At 72.6% G+C, this 16,145-nt stretch carries 13 protein-coding genes; 3 read left to right on the forward strand and 10 right to left on the reverse strand.

All coding sequences use genetic code 11. The features are described 5' to 3' along the window. Nucleotides 1–44: 44 nt before the first annotated feature. Nucleotides 45–1,691, forward strand: coding sequence for an amidohydrolase (locus ABT127_RS10185; protein ID WP_351446587.1), 1,647 nt, complete (start codon nt 45–47; stop codon nt 1,689–1,691). Nucleotides 1,692–1,791: 100 nt separating this feature from the next. On the opposite strand, the gene ABT127_RS10190 is transcribed toward ABT127_RS10185, so the two are convergent. The 7 genes from ABT127_RS10190 to ABT127_RS10220 form a co-directional block, all read right to left on the reverse strand. Then, complete coding sequence (locus tag ABT127_RS10190; RefSeq protein ID WP_351446590.1) at nt 1,792–3,342, reverse strand: alpha-L-fucosidase; 1,551 nt, start codon at nt 3,340–3,342, stop codon at nt 1,792–1,794. 24 nt (nt 3,343–3,366) lie between these two features. Next, nucleotides 3,367–5,253 (reverse strand): family 20 glycosylhydrolase, encoded by a 1,887-nt coding sequence (locus ABT127_RS10195; RefSeq protein ID WP_351446593.1) that lies wholly within the window; start codon nt 5,251–5,253, stop codon nt 3,367–3,369. A 220-nt stretch (nt 5,254–5,473) separates the two neighbouring features. After that, nucleotides 5,474–5,647, reverse strand: coding sequence for a hypothetical protein (locus ABT127_RS10200; RefSeq protein WP_351446596.1), 174 nt, complete (start codon nt 5,645–5,647; stop codon nt 5,474–5,476). 355 nt (nt 5,648–6,002) lie between these two features. Then, complete coding sequence (locus ABT127_RS10205) at nt 6,003–6,782, reverse strand: DUF4142 domain-containing protein (protein ID WP_351446598.1); 780 nt, start codon at nt 6,780–6,782, stop codon at nt 6,003–6,005. Between the two features lie 87 nt (nt 6,783–6,869). After that, nucleotides 6,870–7,748: a cytochrome c biogenesis CcdA family protein gene (locus tag ABT127_RS10210; protein ID WP_351446601.1), complete on the reverse strand. Its 879-nt coding sequence runs from the start codon at nt 7,746–7,748 to the stop codon at nt 6,870–6,872. Further along, on the reverse strand, nt 7,745–8,482 hold the full coding sequence (locus tag ABT127_RS10215; RefSeq protein WP_351446604.1) for a DsbA family protein: 738 nt from the start codon (nt 8,480–8,482) through the stop codon (nt 7,745–7,747). Before ABT127_RS10215 ends, ABT127_RS10210 begins: the two co-directional genes overlap by 4 nt. Nucleotides 8,483–8,542: 60 nt before the next feature. Beyond that, the gene (locus tag ABT127_RS10220; protein WP_351446606.1) at nt 8,543–8,896 is read right to left on the reverse strand and encodes a hypothetical protein; all 354 of its coding nucleotides are present in this window, start codon (nt 8,894–8,896) and stop codon (nt 8,543–8,545) included. A 169-nt stretch (nt 8,897–9,065) separates the two neighbouring features. Between ABT127_RS10220 and ABT127_RS10225 the strand changes: the two genes are divergently transcribed. Both ABT127_RS10225 and ABT127_RS10230 read left to right on the forward strand, forming a co-directional pair. Continuing rightward, entirely contained in the window at nt 9,066–9,644 is a 579-nt protein-coding gene (locus ABT127_RS10225) for an inositol oxygenase family protein (protein WP_351446609.1), read from the forward strand. Between the two features lie 109 nt (nt 9,645–9,753). Next, entirely contained in the window at nt 9,754–10,575 is an 822-nt protein-coding gene (locus ABT127_RS10230; protein WP_351446612.1) for an SDR family oxidoreductase, read from the forward strand. On the opposite strand, the gene ABT127_RS10235 is transcribed toward ABT127_RS10230, so the two are convergent. From ABT127_RS10235 to ABT127_RS10245, 3 genes are all read right to left on the reverse strand, one after another. Next, complete coding sequence (locus ABT127_RS10235) at nt 10,554–12,053, reverse strand: SDR family NAD(P)-dependent oxidoreductase (protein WP_351446615.1); 1,500 nt, start codon at nt 12,051–12,053, stop codon at nt 10,554–10,556. The two genes, ABT127_RS10230 and ABT127_RS10235, sit on opposite strands and share 22 nt — an antisense overlap. 60 nt (nt 12,054–12,113) lie before the next feature. Further along, nucleotides 12,114–13,520 (reverse strand): wax ester/triacylglycerol synthase family O-acyltransferase, encoded by a 1,407-nt coding sequence (locus ABT127_RS10240; protein ID WP_351446618.1) that lies wholly within the window; start codon nt 13,518–13,520, stop codon nt 12,114–12,116. A 202-nt stretch (nt 13,521–13,722) separates the two neighbouring features. Beyond that, on the reverse strand, nt 13,723–16,089 hold the full coding sequence (locus ABT127_RS10245) for a GH92 family glycosyl hydrolase (RefSeq protein ID WP_351446621.1): 2,367 nt from the start codon (nt 16,087–16,089) through the stop codon (nt 13,723–13,725). Between the last annotated feature and the right edge of the window lie 56 nt (nt 16,090–16,145).

The raw sequence follows: 16,145 nt of genomic DNA on the forward strand, positions 1-16,145 counted from the left end.
CGCATCGCCCGTACCACCCGTACTGAAGCAAGGAGTTGCCGCACATGCCCGACACCCCCTCCGCCGATCTCGTCCTCACCGGCGGCCCGGTCCACACCGGCGCGCCGGCCCGGTCCCGGGCGACCTCCGTGGCCGTGCGCGGCGAGCGCGTCGTGGCCGTCGGACACGACGAGGTGCGCGAGCTGATCGGCCCGCGCACCGAGGTCGTCGACCTGGCGGGCAGGCTGCTGATCCCGGGCTTCCAGGACGCGCACGCCCATCCGGTCGGGGGCGGTCTGGAGATGGGCCAGTGCGATCTGAGCGGGGCGACGACGCTCTCCGAGTACCGGGAGACGATCGCCGCGTACGCGAAGGCGCACCCCGACGCCGAGTGGATCACCGGGGGCGGCTGGGCGATGGAGGCGTTCCCCGGCGGCCTGCCGACCGCGGCCGAGCTGGACGCCCTCGTCCCCGACCGGCCGGTCTATCTGGTGAACCGGGACCATCACGGCGCCTGGGTCAACTCCCCGGCCCTGGAGCGGGCCGGTCTCGACGCCCGTACACCCGACCCGTCGGACGGCCGGATAGAGCGGCACCCGGACGGCTCCCCGACGGGCATGCTCCAGGAGGGGGCCGCGAACCTCGTCGGCAGGCTGGTGCCGACGGTGACCCGGGAGGAGCGCGTCGCCGGGCTGCTGCGCGCCCAGCAGCTGATGCACTCCCTCGGTGTGACCGCCTGGCAGGACGCCCTGCTCGGCGACCACGCCAACCTCACCGACCCGACCGACGCGTATCTGGCGTGCGCCGAGGACGGCAGTCTGACCGCGCGCGTGGTCGGTGCGCTGTGGTGGGACCGGGCGCGCGGCACCGAGCAGATCGAGGAGCTGCTGGCGCGGCGCGCGGCGGGCACCCGGGGCCGGTTCCGTTCGACGACGGTGAAGATCATGCAGGACGGGGTGGCCGAGAACGGCACGGCGGCGCTGCTCGGCCCGTACCTGGACGGCTGCGGCTGTGTGTCCGACAACAGCGGGATCAGTTTCGTCCCGCCCGAGGACCTCAAGACGTACGTCACCGCACTGGACGCCCACGGCTTCCAGGTGCACTTCCACGCACTCGGCGACCGGGCCGTGCGCGAGGCGCTGGACGCGGTGGAGGCGGCCCGCCGGGCCAACGGCCGGACGGACACCCGGCCGCACCTCGCCCACCTCCAGGTGGTGCACCCGGACGACATCGGCCGGTTCCGGGCGCTGGGCGCGACGGCGAACCTGCAGCCGTTGTGGGCGGCGCACGAGCCGCAGATGGACGAGTTGACCATCCCGTTCCTGGGCGCGGAGCGCGCCGGGTGGCAGTACCCGTTCGGGGCGCTGCTGCGGTCGGGGGCGACGCTCGCGGCGGGCAGCGACTGGCCGGTGAGCAGCCCCGATCCGCTGCAGGGCATCCACGTGGCGGTGAACCGGCTGGCCCCGGACGCGCCCGCGGGGACCCCGGTCTTCCTCCCCGGGGAGCGGATCGGCCTGCTGGACGCGCTCACCGCGTACACGGCGGGCAGCGCGTACGCGAACCACCTCGACCACGAGACGGGCACGATCGCCCCGGGGTTCCTGGCGGACCTGGTGGTCCTCGACCGTGACCCGTTCGCGGGACCGCCCGAGGAGATCGGCACGACGCGCGTGGAGCAGACCTTCGTGGGCGGGTCGAGGGTGTTCGGCTGAGACGGGCCGTCACTCAGGCGTCGGCTCGCACGCGGGCCGGCAGCCTGGAGAGGGCTGCCGAGGGGGCGGGGACCCGCGCCGGGACCCCGCCCTCCCCGCCTCACGCCTGTGACTTGTACAGCCCGAACTGCTTGAGGCGGACCGTCGAGCGGGCCCGCGTCACGCGCAGCCGCCAGCGGCGGGCCGTGACGGGGGCGGGCAGCGCGATGATGCGGGCCGCGCCGACGGTGCCGAGTTCGGCGGCGGTGGTCCAGGCGCCGTCGACCTGCGCCTCGACCACGGCGTGCTCGATCTGCTGGCCGTGCCGGATGTCCTCGGCGATCCGGATCCGGTCGACCGCGCGCGGTGCGCCGAGATCGACGGTGCGGCCGCCGCCCCGCTCCGCCCGCACTCGGGCGCCGCGCGCCAGGTCCTCGGGCAGCTCGCGGTCGGTGCGCTCCCGGAACTCCTTGAGGCGGGCGACGTCCGCGGCGGGCAGCCGTCCGTCGGTGTCCGGCGGAATATTGAGCAGCAGCACGGCCCCGCGCCCCACGGACCGGTACCAGATGTCGGTCAACTCGGCGACGGACTTGGGCTGTTGGTCGGCGTGGTAGAACCAGCCGGGCCGGATCGACACATCGCACTCGGCCGGCCACCACTGCAGCGCGGCGGCGTCCGGCTGCGCGGCCAGGAGGGCGTCGCGGCTGCCCTCGTCGGCGGAGTCGTAGGGCAGGACACGGTCGTACTTGCCGTTGCCGCTGTCCTTGACGGCGATGACGCTCCACTCGTTCTCGCGCGCCATGCCGTCCTCGTTGCCGACCCAGCGGACATCGGGCCCGGACACGGCGATGGACGCGTCCGGGGCGAGGGCGCGCACGAGGGCGTACCAGCTGTCCCAGTCGTACGTCTCGACCTTGTCCGGCGGGATGCGGCCCTGTGCGCCGTCGAACCAGACCTCGTCGACCGGTCCGTACTCGGTGAGGACCTCGTAGAGCTGGTTCAGCATGTGGGCGCCGTAGTCGGTGGCGTCGAGTTCGTGCGCGGGCAGGTCGCGGCCCGTGCGGTCGTCGCCGTCGACGAGGGTGGGGATCGTGCGGGCGGTGCGGGCGCTGCCGTTGGCGTAGACGCCGTCGAGGTACTGGTTCTCGTCGGCGGGCGAGATGTAGACGCCGACCTTGATGCCGTGGGCGCGCATCGAGTCGGCGAAGGAGCGCAGGACGTCGCCCCGCCCGTCGCGCCAGCCGCTGCTCGCCACGGTGTGCCGGGTGTAGCGCGACGGGTAGAGGACGAAGCCGTCGTGGTGCTTGACGGTGAGGATGGCGAGCTTGAATCCTCCGTCGCGCAGGGCGCGCGCCCACTGGTCGGTGTCCAGGGCGGTGGGACGGAAGACGTCCGGGTCCTCGTCACCCGTGCCCCATTCGAGGCCGGTGAAGGTGTTGACGCCGAAGTGCAGGAAAGCGGTCTTCTCCAGTTCCTGCCAGGCGAGCTGACGCTTCGTCGGCCGTACGCGCGCCGCCTTGGCGATGAGTTCGGCGGGGGTGTCGTCGGGGCGGACGGGGATCCGGAAGTGGGGTTCGGCGGTGGCCGGTGCGGCGATCGCGGGCGGGCCGGTGGTGGCGACGACCGCCGTGGCGGTGGCGGCGAGAAGGACGTGCCGTCTGCTGAGAGCCATGGCTTGCGGGTCCTTTCGGTCGGGTCAGGTGCGGGTCAACTGCCAGACGGCCGGAGCCTGCTGATCGTCCGGGTACTGGACGAGCGAGCCGTCCGAGGTGACGTGGACGCCCATCCGGGTGAGGGCGTTGGTGAGCCGGTAGCCGCCGGAGGTCTCGGTGAGCTGCCAGCGCTGGAGGGTGTTCTTGGCGTCGCAGGTCTCCCGGGTGACGGCGGAGCCCGGTTCGAGCGGCAGACCGTGGGTGAGCCTGCCGCTGCGCGTCTCCAGGCAGGCGCCGGCCGCGTCGGTCAGGGTGACGTAGCCGTCGGCGGTACGGGTGACGGTCAGCTCCTGGACCGTGGCGCGGTGCCGGGTGTCGGTGAACGCGTAGGTGCCGTCGGCGACCGGTACCCGGGTGAGGTCGCGCCACCCGGGGGCGTGGGTGACGGACCCGGCCCGCGCGGTGAAGTCGGCGTAGGTGGCGTCGGGGTGCGGTGTTCCCCAGGTGGCCTGGGCGATGTGGGCGAGGGGCAGCTCGGTCGTCGCCGCGACCTGGTTCTCCGTCTCGGCGGCCGCGTAGTCCGGCCAGAGGCTGATCTTGGCGCCGGTGATGCCCCGGGCGGAGGCGAGCTTCTCGCCCTCGAAGCTGCGCGGGTCCCACCGCTCGTCGTACAGCTTCTCGGTGTCGCTGTGGAAGCCGCCGCGCACGAGGTAGAGGGAGTAGGCGGCGTTCATCACGGGGTGGCCCTGGGCGATGAGCTCGCTGGGCTTCACCTTCACGTCCAGCCAGTGCTCGACCGTCGTGCCGGGGGCGACGGGCACGGTGTTGTCGCCGGTCAGTCCGTCGTTCCAGATGCGCAGTCGCTTGCCCTTGCGCGCCGCGTACGCCTCGACCCGGTTGACGAAGTCGATGAAGGCGTCCTGCGGAGTCGCGTCCTGCCCGTACCTGGCCCGCGCGTACTCCAGGATGTGCGGATACTTGGCGAAGTCGGAGCCGAGCATGAATTCGTCGGCACCCATGTGCCACCACTTGGCCGGGAACACGTCGCTGTACTCGTCGATGAGGCTCGTGTAGTAGTCGAAGGCCTCGGGCGCGGTGATGTCGAGCCGCGAGGGCTGCGCCTGGCCGTCTGCGTCGACGAGTTGCAGGTCGGGGCGGTTCTCGAGCCACGGGTCGAAGTGTCCGGGTGAGTTGATCTCCGGGACGATCGTCACGTGGTACTTCTCGCCGAGCGCGACGAGCCCGCGGATCTCGCTCCTGGTGTAGTAGCCCCAGGAGTTGGCCTCGGGGTGGGCGTCGCTCTTCACCTTGAGTTCGAGGAGGAGCTGGTTGAGCTTGTGGTACGCCATGTCGCGGACCAGGTTCTCCAGCCATTCCGTGGAGATGTGCACGTAACAGGCGCAGACACCGACGCCGCGCTCCCGGTAGCGCGGCACGTCGACGGCGCGTCCCGCGGGGATCCTGTCCCCCTGGGCGAGGAACTGCAGGAGGGTACGGGTGCCGTAGAAGGCTCCGGTCTCGGCGGCTCCGGTGATCCGCAGCCGCTTCCCGGCGGTCAGCTCGTAGCCTTCGCCGCCCAGCCGGGCCCGCGCGCCGGGAGCGACGTCGACAACGATGTCACCAGTGCGGGAGGGGCCGCCGACCACCGGCACGACGCCGTGGCCCGCGGCCCGCAGATCGTCGGCGAGGGTGCGGGCCACGCGCCGGGACGCGGCATCGGCGGCGACGAGGCGGCTGTCGTCCCCGTAGGTGAAACTCCCCTCCCCCGGCGTCCAGTCGGCGAGGGCCGGCACGGTGGCGGGGGCGGCGGCCGGTTCGCCGGCGGCGCGGGCCGAGGGGGCCGGTGCGGCGAGCAGCAGCAGGGCCGCGGCGGCCCCGGCGAGCCGGTGTCCGCGCCACCGCGACGGGTTGAGCGCACTCGATTGGGTCATGACATCGGATGGTTCAAGCTAGGCATGAACGTGTCAATGGAGCAGAGTCCCTGACTGCTTGGACTTTCCTGAGACACCTACGACAGACGCCCCGACATCCATCCGATGAATACGGCCAAGCACCGAAGACGGCCGGACGGCACCCGGAAAACCCGTTCGCCCGCACCCCTCGTCATCGAGGGGTGCGGGCGACGGGCTCAGGGTGGCGCTACCCCGAAGATCAGTCGACGCTGGGCAGGATGTGCGGCTCGGCCAGATCGTCCTCGTAGCCGGCCAGCCGAATGGGCGCCGAGCGGGCCCAGACATCCAGGCTGCCGAGCTTCTCCGGCCTGCGGCCGGCGCGCTCCGTACGGTCCTTCGGGCGTTGTTCAAGATTCGTCTGCTCTGGTGTCACCGCGCACTCCTTGTGTGTCGGGTAACCCGCTCCGGCGGTACCGGCCCAGCGTCACGCAGGACACCGGACGCCCGATCGGGTGTGAGTAGAGGGCCAGTTCGGGCGCGGTGGCGCCGGTTGCGCTGGTGGGATCGGCCGTGGTGACCGGCCTCTCCCCGGACGGAACCATGGGTACGGGTGGGACCCACGTGCGGTAACCGTCCGGCTACAGACTAACCAAATGAGCGGGCGTCCGCTCGATAGGGCTGAATTCTGTCGTCCCCTCGGGGGTCGTCAGGTGTTCATTCAGCCATGCGGCTCCGTTCCGGCGCGACCGGATTTGCCTCCGGCCGCCCCGCGGTCCGGCACGGGTGGGTCAGGAGGTGGGGGCGGGGCGGTCGGTGTTGATCGTGCGGCCCTCGTCCGCGGTCGGCTCCGCCGACGGGCGGGAGGTCGCGTCCGGGGAGCCGGTGGGCAGAGCGGGTTCCGGCGTGTCCGGCGCACGGCCGTTCGGCGGGGGCGGGCCGGTCGGGCTGGCGGTGGCGCCGTTCGCCGCCTCGTTGGCGATCGCGTCGAAGTCCACGTCACCGGTGTTCTCCAGCATCGTGATGTGGTCGAGGACGGTCTGGTTGGCGTCGGTGGCCAGTTCCCGCACCAGTGAGTTGCGGGTGGTGTGGCGGATCTGCGCCAGCAGCGCGAAGACCTTTCCGTGGGCGTCCCGCAGCAGATTGGCGAACTTCTGCTCATAGTCCTTGCCGCTGGCCGCCGTCAGCTCGTTCAGCCAGCCCTGCTGCTGGGCGTTGGGCTGGTTGGGGAGTTCCACGCCCAGCTTCGCGGCCACGGAGCGCACCCGCTGGTCCAGGTCGGTGTGGCCGACGACGAGGTGGTCGCCCGCGTCCCTGATCGCCTTCGTCGGCGCGCGCTCCATGGCCTGCTGGCCCGCCGGGATCTCCCACAGCCCGGCGAGTCTGACGCGGACGACGAAGTCCCGGTCGCTCGCCGACAGCGGGCCCCACTGGGTGGCCACGGTCGCGGCGTTCAGGTTCGCCTGCCCGGTTCCCGACCGGCTGGCGTACGACCAGATCGGGAACGCCAGGGCACCGACGGTGGCGACCAGGGCGGCGAGGATGAGGGCGGTGCCGTTGACGCGACGCAAGCAGGCCTCCCGGAGACCGAGGCCGGCTCGCCCCGACGGCGAGCCGGATGGTGACACGGGAAGATACGCGCGGGACGGACCTCGTGTTCAGTTCTTCGCGGGGTTCGCAGGACTGACGGTCGCCTCGTTCTCCTCCGGCGCCGTCCGCGGCCGGCCCCGCCCCCAGGCCCGTACGACGAGGACGATCCCCACCAGGGCCACGACGGCCGCGAGCAGCACCCCGTCGGGGACGTGGGCGCCGGCCTCGCGCGCCCACTGCTCGGCGGCGAACGAGCCGTCCACGTCGAGCAGTCCGGGCAGCGCCGTCGTCCCGTCGAAGACCAGGAAGAGGGTGCCGAGGACGATGAAGAACAGCCCCGACGCGAGGGTGGTGCTGTGCGTCTCGAAGCGGCCGAGCCGGACCGGCCGCCCGCGCAGCAGGCGCCGTCGGCCCAGGTCCCAGCGCTGCCACAGCAGCGCGAGCAGGAACAGCGGCACCGCCATGCCGAGCGCGTAGACGGCGAGCAGCAATCCGCCGTACACCGGGTGGCCGCCGAGCGCGGCCACGGTCAGGACGCTGCCGAGGATCGGGCCCGCGCAGAATCCGGCGAGGCCGTAGACGGCGCCGAGCGCGTACGTGGACAGGGCTCCGGTCGGGCGGATGCGGCCGGACAGTTCGCTCATCCGGCGCGAGGCGAAGCCGCGCCCGGCGATCTGGAGCACCCCGAGCGCGATGATCAGCCAGCCGCCCGCCGAGACGAGCAGGTCCCGGTTGCCGTAGAAGAACCGTCCCGCGTACGAGCCCGCGGCGCCCAGCGGGACGAGCGTGGTGGCGAGCCCGAGGTAGAAGATGCCGGTGCGCGCGACGAGGCGGGTGGGGCTGTCGATGGAGTAGGCGAAGAAGGCGGGCAGCAGCAGCGCGCTGCACGGGCTGAGCAGGGCGAGCAGTCCGCCGAGGAAGGCCGCGAGGTAGCCGATGTCGCTCACCGGGCGGCCTGCGCCTTCGCCGTCTCGATCGCCTGCTCGAACGTGGCGTCGGGCTGGGCCCCGGCGATGGGCTGCCCGTTGACGAGGAAGGACGGGGTCGAGGTGGCGCCCAGCGCGTACGCCTCGTCCCGGTCCTTCCGCACGGCCGCGCGGGCCGCGTCGCTGTCGCGGTCGGTGCGGAACCGGTCGAGGTCGTCCACGCCCGCCTCGCGGGCGAGCGCGTCGAGCCGGGCCGCCGCGAAACCCTTCTCCTTGGCGCCCTCGGCATAGGCGGCGCGGTGGAACTCCCAGAAGCGGCCCTGCTGTCCGGCTGCCCAGGCGGCGCGCGCGGCGGCCTCGGACTCTGCGCCGAAGATCGGGAAGTTGCGCCACTCGATGCGCAGGGTGCCCGCGTCGACGTACTTCTTCACGAGGCCGGGTTCGGTGTCGCGGGCGAACTTGCCGCAGTAGCCGCACTTGAAGTCGGCGTACTCGACGAGGACCACGGGCGCGTCGGCCCTGCCCTGCGCGAGGCGGTCGTCGGCGTCGCGCCGGGCGAGCTTCGCGAGCCGCGCCGTGGCCTCGTCGGGCTGCTGTCCCGCGGCGGCCTCCTGCCGGGAGGCGTCGGTACGGGGTTCGGGGCGGGTCGCGGTGTACGAGACCGTGCCGAGCAGGGCCGCGGCGACCGCGACGGCGGCGACGAGGGCGAGGGGGCGGGCCTTGGAGGAGGCGGGGCTGTTCGGGGTTTTCGGCATGCCGAAGTCGTCCTTGCGTGAAGGGGGGTGGGAAGCGGACACGGGGCGGAGCCGTGGCTGCTACACGCGCAGGACGGAGAGTTCGACCGGTGACGGCGGGTCGTGCGGGGGCGGGCCCCGGCCCGCGGGGACGGTGGGCGCGATGCCTTCGAGGACGGCCGTCGCACCGCATCCGTGGTCGTACGCGAGCGGGGCGAGCAGTTCGTGTGCGGACGTGCCGCGCGAGGGCACACCCTGACGGCTGTCGGGAGCGTGCTGTTGTTCGGGGGCGCAGCCCGGACTGCTGGGCACGGCCCGCTCGACCGCCGCCGGGACCGGCGCGTACGCCGTCGCCTCGCTGCCGGTGCCCTGCGCGCAGCCCAGCAAGGCGACCAGGAGGGTCACCAGGAGCGCGGGGGCAGCGAGGCGGGGCACGCGCCAATTCTGCCTCATGGGCACCGGTCCGCCGTCATCGACGCCCAACGCCCGCGCGGGCGCGGCGTTCCGGACCGTGCGCGGGCGTTAACGTCCCGTTGACCGGTCGGTCAGCTCCGCATGGTCTGCTTCCGGACAGGCCTCGGCAGATCTTCGGGAGGAGCCGTCCATGGACCGGGTCATTCTGCGCACCGTCGACGAGTTGATGGCCGCGCTGCGCGCCTGCCGGGGCGCGTGGGACACCCCCGACCGCAGCGGCGACCCCGTCGATCTGCACGACCACGCCCTGCAGACCGCGGCGCTGCTGCGCCGCTCCCACCCCAGCGACAAGGAGTTGCAGGTGGCGGGTCTGGTGCACGACCTGGGGCATCTGCTGCGCCCGGGTGACGACGCGGGTCACGCCGAGACGGCGGCGGCCGCGGTGCGCGGGCTGCTCGGCGCCCGGGTCGCGCACCTGATACGTCTCCATGTCCCGGCCAAGCGCTATCTGGCCGCGGTCGAGCCGTCCCGCGCCCTGTCGGCCCAGAGCGCGCTGACGCTGGAGGCGCAGGGCGGCCCGATGACGGCGGCCGAGGTGGCGGCGTTCGAGGCGGACCCGCACGGGGCGGACGCGGTGGACTTGCGCCAGGCGGACGACGCGGGCAAGGTGATCGGTCTGGACGCGGGCGTGATGGACGACTGGCAGCCGCTGCTGACCCTGGTGGCGGCGCAGCACCGGCGGGAGCCCGCACCCCTGCGCACCCGCTGAGGAGTGCGCCGCGGAAGGGGGACGTCCCACAGAAACCCCACCAACTCCCCACGCTCATCGCACGTCTGACAGATCGTCACGGCCATATCGACCGTGAGATCGTACGCGCATGACGTCGCAGCGTTCCCTGGCAGGCCGGGCCGCCGTCGTGACCGGCGCCTCGCGCGGCATCGGCCGGGCGGTCGCCGAAGAACTCGCCCGCGCGGGCGCCCTGTTGTGCGTCACCGCGCGGGATGCCGCAGGTGTCGAGGACACGGTCGCCGCACTGCGTGCGCAGGGCGCGGACGCCGTCGGCGCGGCGGGCACGGTCGCCGACCCCGCGCATCTGTGGGAGGTGACGGAGCGGACCGTGGCGGCGTTCGGCCGCGTCGACATCGTGGTGAACAACGCGGCGACGAACCAGCCCTACGGTCCGCTCATGGACGCCGACCCGGACGCGTGGCGCACCGCCTTCGCCGTCAACGTCGAGGCACCGCTGCGGCTGGTGCAGTGCGCGTGGCGGGCCTGGATGAGCGAGCACGGCGGCGCCGTGGTCAACGTGTGCACCGAGGGCGCCACGCACGTCGGCCCGAACGTGGGCGCCTACAACACGAGCAAGGCGGCGCTGCGCCATCTGACCGCGCAGCTGGCGGGCGAGCTGGGGCCGTCGGTGCGCGTCAACTCCGTCTCCCCCGGCCTGGTCCGCACCGAGCTGGCCCGGTTCGTGTGGGAGGGGGCCGAGGAGTCGATCGCGGCGGGCCTGCCCGCGGGCCGGATCGGCGAACCGGCCGATGTGGCCCGTGCCGTGCGCTGGCTCGTCTCCGACGAGGCGGACTGGATCACCGGCGCCGATCTGCTGGTGGACGGCGGCACGCGCGTCCGGGCCGCTTCAGTGGCCGGGGACGCGCATGCCGTGCAGCGGCAGCTGCGTCACCACTTCCCGGGGGCGTAGTCCTTCAGGAAGACGCCGTACACGTCGTCGCCGGCCTCGCCGCGCACCACCGGGTCGTAGACGCGGGCGGCGCCGTCGACCAGGTCGAGCGGGGCGTGGAAGCCCTCCTCGGCGAGGCGCAGCTTGTCGTAGTGCGGGCGCTCGTCGGTGATCCACCCGGTGTCGACCGAGGTCATGAGGATGCCGTCGGACTGGAACATCTCCTGGGCGCTGGTGCGGGTCACCATGTTCATCGCGGCCTTCGCCGCGTTGGTGTTCGGGTGGCCCGCGCCCTTGTAGCCGCGGCCGAAGACGCCTTCCATCGCCGAGACGTTGACGACGTAGGAGCGGCCGCTCCTGGCGTTCTTCGCGGCCTCGGCCATGGAGGCGCGCAGCTTGCTGATGAGGATGAACGGCGCGGTGTAGTTGCACAGCTGGGTCTCGAGGAGCTCCACGGGGGAGATCTGCTCGATGCTCTGCACCCAGGTGTTGCTCTCGACGACGTCGGGCACCAGGCCGCCCGCGTCGATGGCGGTGCCGTCGAGGTGCCGCTCCACGCTGGCGTTGCCCGCGACGAGCGCCAGGTCGGCGACCTTCTGCGCGTCCATGCCGCCGGTGCCGATGGGCAGCGCGGCGATGCCGTCGACGGCGCCCGAGTTGAATGCGCCGATGACGGAGTACGGGGGCAGCTCGCCGGCGGGCAGCGGTGCGCTCTCGCCGTCGACGAGGGCGGCGTACGCGGACGGGAGCCGGCGCACGGTCTGCGTCGCGTTGTTGATCAGGATGTCGAGCGGGCCCGCCTCGGCGACCCGGTCGGCCAGCGAGACGGCCTGCGCCGGGTCGCGCAGGTCGATGCCGACGACCTCCAGGCGGTGGATCCAGTCGCCCGAGTCCTCCATCGCCGTGAAGCGGCGGATGGCGTCCTTCGGGAAGCGGGTCGTGATGGTGGTGTGCGCGCCGTCGCGCAGCAGCCGCAGCGCGATGTACATGCCGATCTTGGCGCGGCCGCCGGTGAGCAGCGCGCGCTTGCCGGACAGGTCGGCGCGGACGTCGCGCTTGTCGCGGTTCAGCCGGGCGCAGTCGGCGCAGAGCTGGTGGTAGAAGTAGTCGACTTCCACGTACCGGGTCTTGCAGGTGTAGCAGGAGCGCGGGCGCTGGAGTATCCCCGCGATCCTGCCCGCCTCGGTGACGGACGACGGGAGGATGCCCTCGGTCTCGTCGTCGATGCGCTGCGCGGACCCGGTCGCGGTCGCCTCGGTGACGGCCTTGTCGTGGGCGGTCTTGGCGGCACGCCGGTCCTGCCGGCGGCGCTGCTTCACGGTCCGGTAGATGCCGGCGGTGGCGCGCCGGACCGTGATCGCGTCGGGGTGGTCGACGTCGATCTTGTCGAGTTCCGCCAGGACCGAGAGGCAGACGGCGAGACGCTCGGGGTCGATGCCGGGACCGTACGCGATCTCGTCCTCGGCCCCCGGGGCCTCATGGTTCTCTGTCACCGTCATCGCCGCTGCTTCCTGTCCGCGCGTGGCGCGCGAACCGCGCACGCTGCTGAACGGCGAATTTTACGTAGCGGTGGCAGGTGTCTCCAAACCCGCGCCCGGAACAGGTGCGCAGGCCGCTGTCAGCGCCGCGACCTCGGCCGTGATCGCACGGGCCAGCCGGTCGAGGTCCGGCACGGCCTCGGCGTCGGCGACGAGGCCGTAGTGCACGCTCCCCCGGTACGTCGAGACGGCGACGGCGAGGGACTGGCCCTGGGCGAGCGGGGCCAGTGGGAAGACCTCGGTGAGCGGGCAGCCACCGAGGGTCAGGCCGAGGCTGGGCAGCGGGACGCTGGTGACCATGAGGTCGAACAGCAGGCGGGCGTTCCGGCCGACGAGCGCGCCGCCGAGGCGGTGGCCGAGCGGCGGCACGTGGTCGGCGAGCAGGGCCACGGCTCCGGCGCCGCGGTGCGGGCCCCGGTCCTTGTGCCGGTCCATCGCGGCGCGCACCGCCCGCAGCCGCTCCACGGGGTCGTGCTCGGCGACCGGCAGTCGCACCAGATAGCCGGAGAGCCGGTTGCCCTGCGGGTGGGCGGTGCGCGGGCGGCGGCGCGAGACGGGGATCAGGGCGCGCGGCTCGACGCCTTCGCTGCCGTCGCCGCGCTCGTCGAGCCAGCGCCGGACGGCTCCGGCGACGACCGCGATCAGGACGTCGTTGACGGTGCCGCCCGCGGTCTTGCGGATCCGGTGGATGTCGTCGAGGTCGAGGACGACGCCCGCGATGCCGCGGGTGCCGGTGGGCTCGGCGGCCAGCGCGGGCGAGGTCCGCACGCCCCAGGTGGCCCGCGCCACGGAGGCGCCGATCGAGACGGCCTGCGCGGTGGCGCCGGTCACGGCGCGGACATGGGCCGGATAGCGGCGCGGGTCGAGATCGCCGAGCGTGATGTCGCGCATGCCGGGGAACGGCAGGCGCAGGCCGCGGCGCGGCCCGGGCTCGGGCTTCGGGGTGCGCGCGACGGGCAGGTCGACGGGGTCGAGGACGGCGGCGGCGAGCGTGAGGGCGCGCAGTCCGTCGGCCAGGGCGTGGTGGAACTTGAACAGCACGGCGAAGGAGCGGCCGTCCGCCGCCGGCAGGACGTGCGCCTCCCAGGGCGGCCTGCGGCGGTCCAGCGGACGCTCCATGAGGGCGCCCGCGGCGGCGTGGAAGTCGGTGACCGGCCCGGTGATCCGCACATGGTCGAGCGGGTCGAAGTCGGCGACGGGCACCCGGGCCGCGCCGCCCACCGGGACGAGCACCCCGGCGATCCGCATCCGCAGGCCGGGCACGGCGGGCGCGCGGGCGGCGAGCAACTCCCGGGCGTGCTCGGCGGCGCCCGGCGCGTCGGCCTCGAACACCCCCAGTGCGCCCAGGTGCATGGGGTGCTCGGGGGTTTCGATGTTCCAGAAGGCAAGGTCGAGAGGGGCGAGCAGGTCCGGGCTCTTCGCAGTCATGGAGTGCTCTCGCGTCGACGACGGGGGAACGGGGAACGAGGAGACGCAGTCAACAACCCACAGTCGATTACGGTCAAGTACGATCTAGGCACGCACAGTTAACAACAGATTAAGACCCGCCACGCGCGTGTACCGCTGCGCATGGCGGGTCTCGTGTGACGGCTGTGCCGTGGTCGCGTTCGTCCGCGTCGTGTCTAGTGCGTCACTTCACCACGGGGGGCGCCTCGTCGGCGCCGGTCCCCCACGACGACGGGCGCGGGCCGACGGTGAACGACAGCTCGCTCGTGCCGCGCAGGTCCGCGGTGGTCAGGTACGTCTTGCCGTACGCGGTTCCGCCGACCCGCGCCGACTGGACGTAGCGGTCGGTGTCCGAGGTGCCCGGCGCCCGGACGGTCAGCCTGCCCTTGGGGTAGTAGCGCCGGTCGAGGGTGAGGTCGACCCGCTCGAAGACGGGCGTCGACAGGCCCCAGACGTCCGTGCCCGGCTGCACCGGGAAGATCCCGATGGAGGACAGCACGTTCCACGCGGACATGGTGCCGAGGTCGTCGTTGCCGGTCATGCCGGTCGGCTCGTCGGTGAACAGGGTGAGGGCCCCGTGCACGACGTCGGTCGTCTTCCAGGGCTGCCCGGTCGACAGGTACGTGTACGGCGCGATCAGGTCGGGCTCGTTCTGCGGGTTGTACTTGTCGGCGTTGTAGTAGTCGTACGGTCCGTTGACCCACACCTCGCGGGCGGTCTTCGCCGGGTCGGCGAGGAGCTGGTCGTAGGCGAAGAACGAGTCGAGGCGCTGGTTCGCCGCGTCCGTCCCGCCGATCAGGCCGACCATGCCGGGCAGGTCCTGAGGGACGAGCCACTGGTACTGCCAGCTCGTGCCCTCGTGGAAGCCCTCGCTCTGGGCCGGGTCGGCCGGTCCGGTGAAGTCGCCGGCCGCGTCGCGGGCCCGGAAGAACCCGGTCGAGCCGTCGAAGATCTTGCGGTAGTTCTGGGCCCGCTCGGCGTACCGCCGCGCGTCGTCCTCGTGGCCGAGCTTCCTGGCCATGCGGCCCAGCATCGCGTCGGCGAGGGCGTACTCCAGGGTGGCCGAGGCCCCGTGGTCGTAGTCGGAGTCGCCGGGCTTCACGTGCGCGCGGTCCTTGATGTACGGGGCGAACCCGTCGGCGAGGTACTCCTTGTTCGCCTCGCGGCCGACCGGCGCGGAGTCGGCCGGAGGCACCCCGTCGGCGTTCTTCTTCAGCGCGCGGTACGCGTCCTCCTCGTGGCCCTTGAGCAGGCCCTGGTCATAGGCGTTGGTGAGGAAGGGGGTGACCGGGTCGCCGGTCATGATGTTCGTCTCGACGGTGCCGTAGCCCCACTTGGGCAGCCAGCCGCTGTCCTTGTCGATCTGGATGACGGACAGCGCCATGTCCCGCGACTCGCGCGGCGCGAGCAGCGACAGGAGCTGGGCCTGGGTGCGGTAGGTGTCCCACAGGGACCAGTTCTGGTAGTAGGTGAAGCCCTTGGCGCGGTGGATCTTCTGGTCCCAGCCGGTGTAGCGGCCGTCCACGTCGCCGCCGATGTTCGGGGCGAGGAAGGACCGGTAGAGGGACGAGTAGAAGGTACGGCGCCTGGTGTCGGTGCCGCCCTGGGCGCGGACGTCGTCGAGCCGGTCCTCCCAGGCCGCCTGCGCGGCGCCGCGCACCTTGTCGAAGGAACGGCCGCCCTCCGCACGGAGGTTGAGTGCCGCGCCCTGCGCGTCGACGTAGGAGATCGCGGTGGTCGCCTCGACGGTGCGGTCCTTGCCGGTGTCGAAGCGGACGTAGGCGCCGGTGCGGTCGGCGTCCGCCTCCGTGGCCTTGGAGCCCGCCGTGACGGTGTCGCCCTTCCAGGTGCCGGACGCCGTGAACGGCCGGTCGAAGCGGGTGATGGTGTACACGGTGTACTGCTTGGTGTCCTGGCAGAAGCCGCTGCCGGTGATGGCGGTGCGCACCGTGCGGTTGTCGAGGATCTCGACCTTGGTGTGCGCCGTCCTGTGCAGCGACTGCCCGGCGTTGATGAGGACGTTGGCCTTGTCGGTGTCCGGGAAGGTGTAGCGCTGCACGCCGGTGCGCTTCGTGGCGCTCAGCTCGGCCTCGATGCCGGTCTTCAGGCCCACCTTGTAGTAGCCGGGCGACGCCTTCTCGTCGTCGTGGCTGAACTCGGCGGCGTACGTGGCGTAGTCGGTCGACGTGATGTCGCCGGTCGTGGGCAGGACGGGCAGGTCGCCGCCGAGGCCGCAGCCGACGCCCGACAGGTGCACGGTGGAGAAGCCGCGGATGTGGTTCTCCGAATAGTCGTACCCGGTGTTGTGCCCGGTGTCCGGTGAGAACTGCACCATGCCGAACGGCACGGCGGCCCCCGGGTAGGTGTTGCCCTCGTTCTCGGTTCCGATGAACGGGTTGACCAGATCGGTCAGTCGGCCGGTGTCCGCGGTCGCGGCCTGCGCCGCGGGGGCCGCCAGGCCGGTGCCCAGGAGCACGGCCGCGCCGAGCGCCCCCAGGGCGCGGCGGGCCCTCGGTCCCGTCGTGCGCGTTCTCGTCGTACGGCTTCTCATACTGGGCCTCTCGACAACGTTGTCAGCAAGCGCGGTCATTCTTCGTCGGTGTCGGT

This window comes from Streptomyces sp. NPDC001904 (genome assembly GCF_040297005.1).
Classification (GTDB): domain Bacteria; phylum Actinomycetota; class Actinomycetes; order Streptomycetales; family Streptomycetaceae; genus Streptomyces.

Bases quoted from the DNA above. Each gene is read 5' to 3' on its own strand.
- ABT127_RS10245 (WP_351446621.1), bottom strand. From the start codon at position 16,089: ATGAGAAGCCGTACGACGAGAACGCGCACGACGGGACCGAGGGCCCGC.
- ABT127_RS10185 (WP_351446587.1), top strand. From the start codon at position 45: ATGCCCGACACCCCCTCCGCCGATCTCGTCCTCACCGGCGGCCCGGTC.
- ABT127_RS10215 (WP_351446604.1), bottom strand. From the start codon at position 8,482: ATGCCGAAAACCCCGAACAGCCCCGCCTCCTCCAAGGCCCGCCCCCTC.
- ABT127_RS10235 (WP_351446615.1), bottom strand. From the start codon at position 12,053: ATGACGGTGACAGAGAACCATGAGGCCCCGGGGGCCGAGGACGAGATC.
- ABT127_RS10195 (WP_351446593.1), bottom strand. From the start codon at position 5,253: ATGACCCAATCGAGTGCGCTCAACCCGTCGCGGTGGCGCGGACACCGG.
- ABT127_RS10230 (WP_351446612.1), top strand. From the start codon at position 9,754: ATGACGTCGCAGCGTTCCCTGGCAGGCCGGGCCGCCGTCGTGACCGGC.
- ABT127_RS10225 (WP_351446609.1), top strand. From the start codon at position 9,066: ATGGACCGGGTCATTCTGCGCACCGTCGACGAGTTGATGGCCGCGCTG.
- ABT127_RS10190 (WP_351446590.1), bottom strand. From the start codon at position 3,342: ATGGCTCTCAGCAGACGGCACGTCCTTCTCGCCGCCACCGCCACGGCG.
- ABT127_RS10240 (WP_351446618.1), bottom strand. From the start codon at position 13,520: ATGACTGCGAAGAGCCCGGACCTGCTCGCCCCTCTCGACCTTGCCTTC.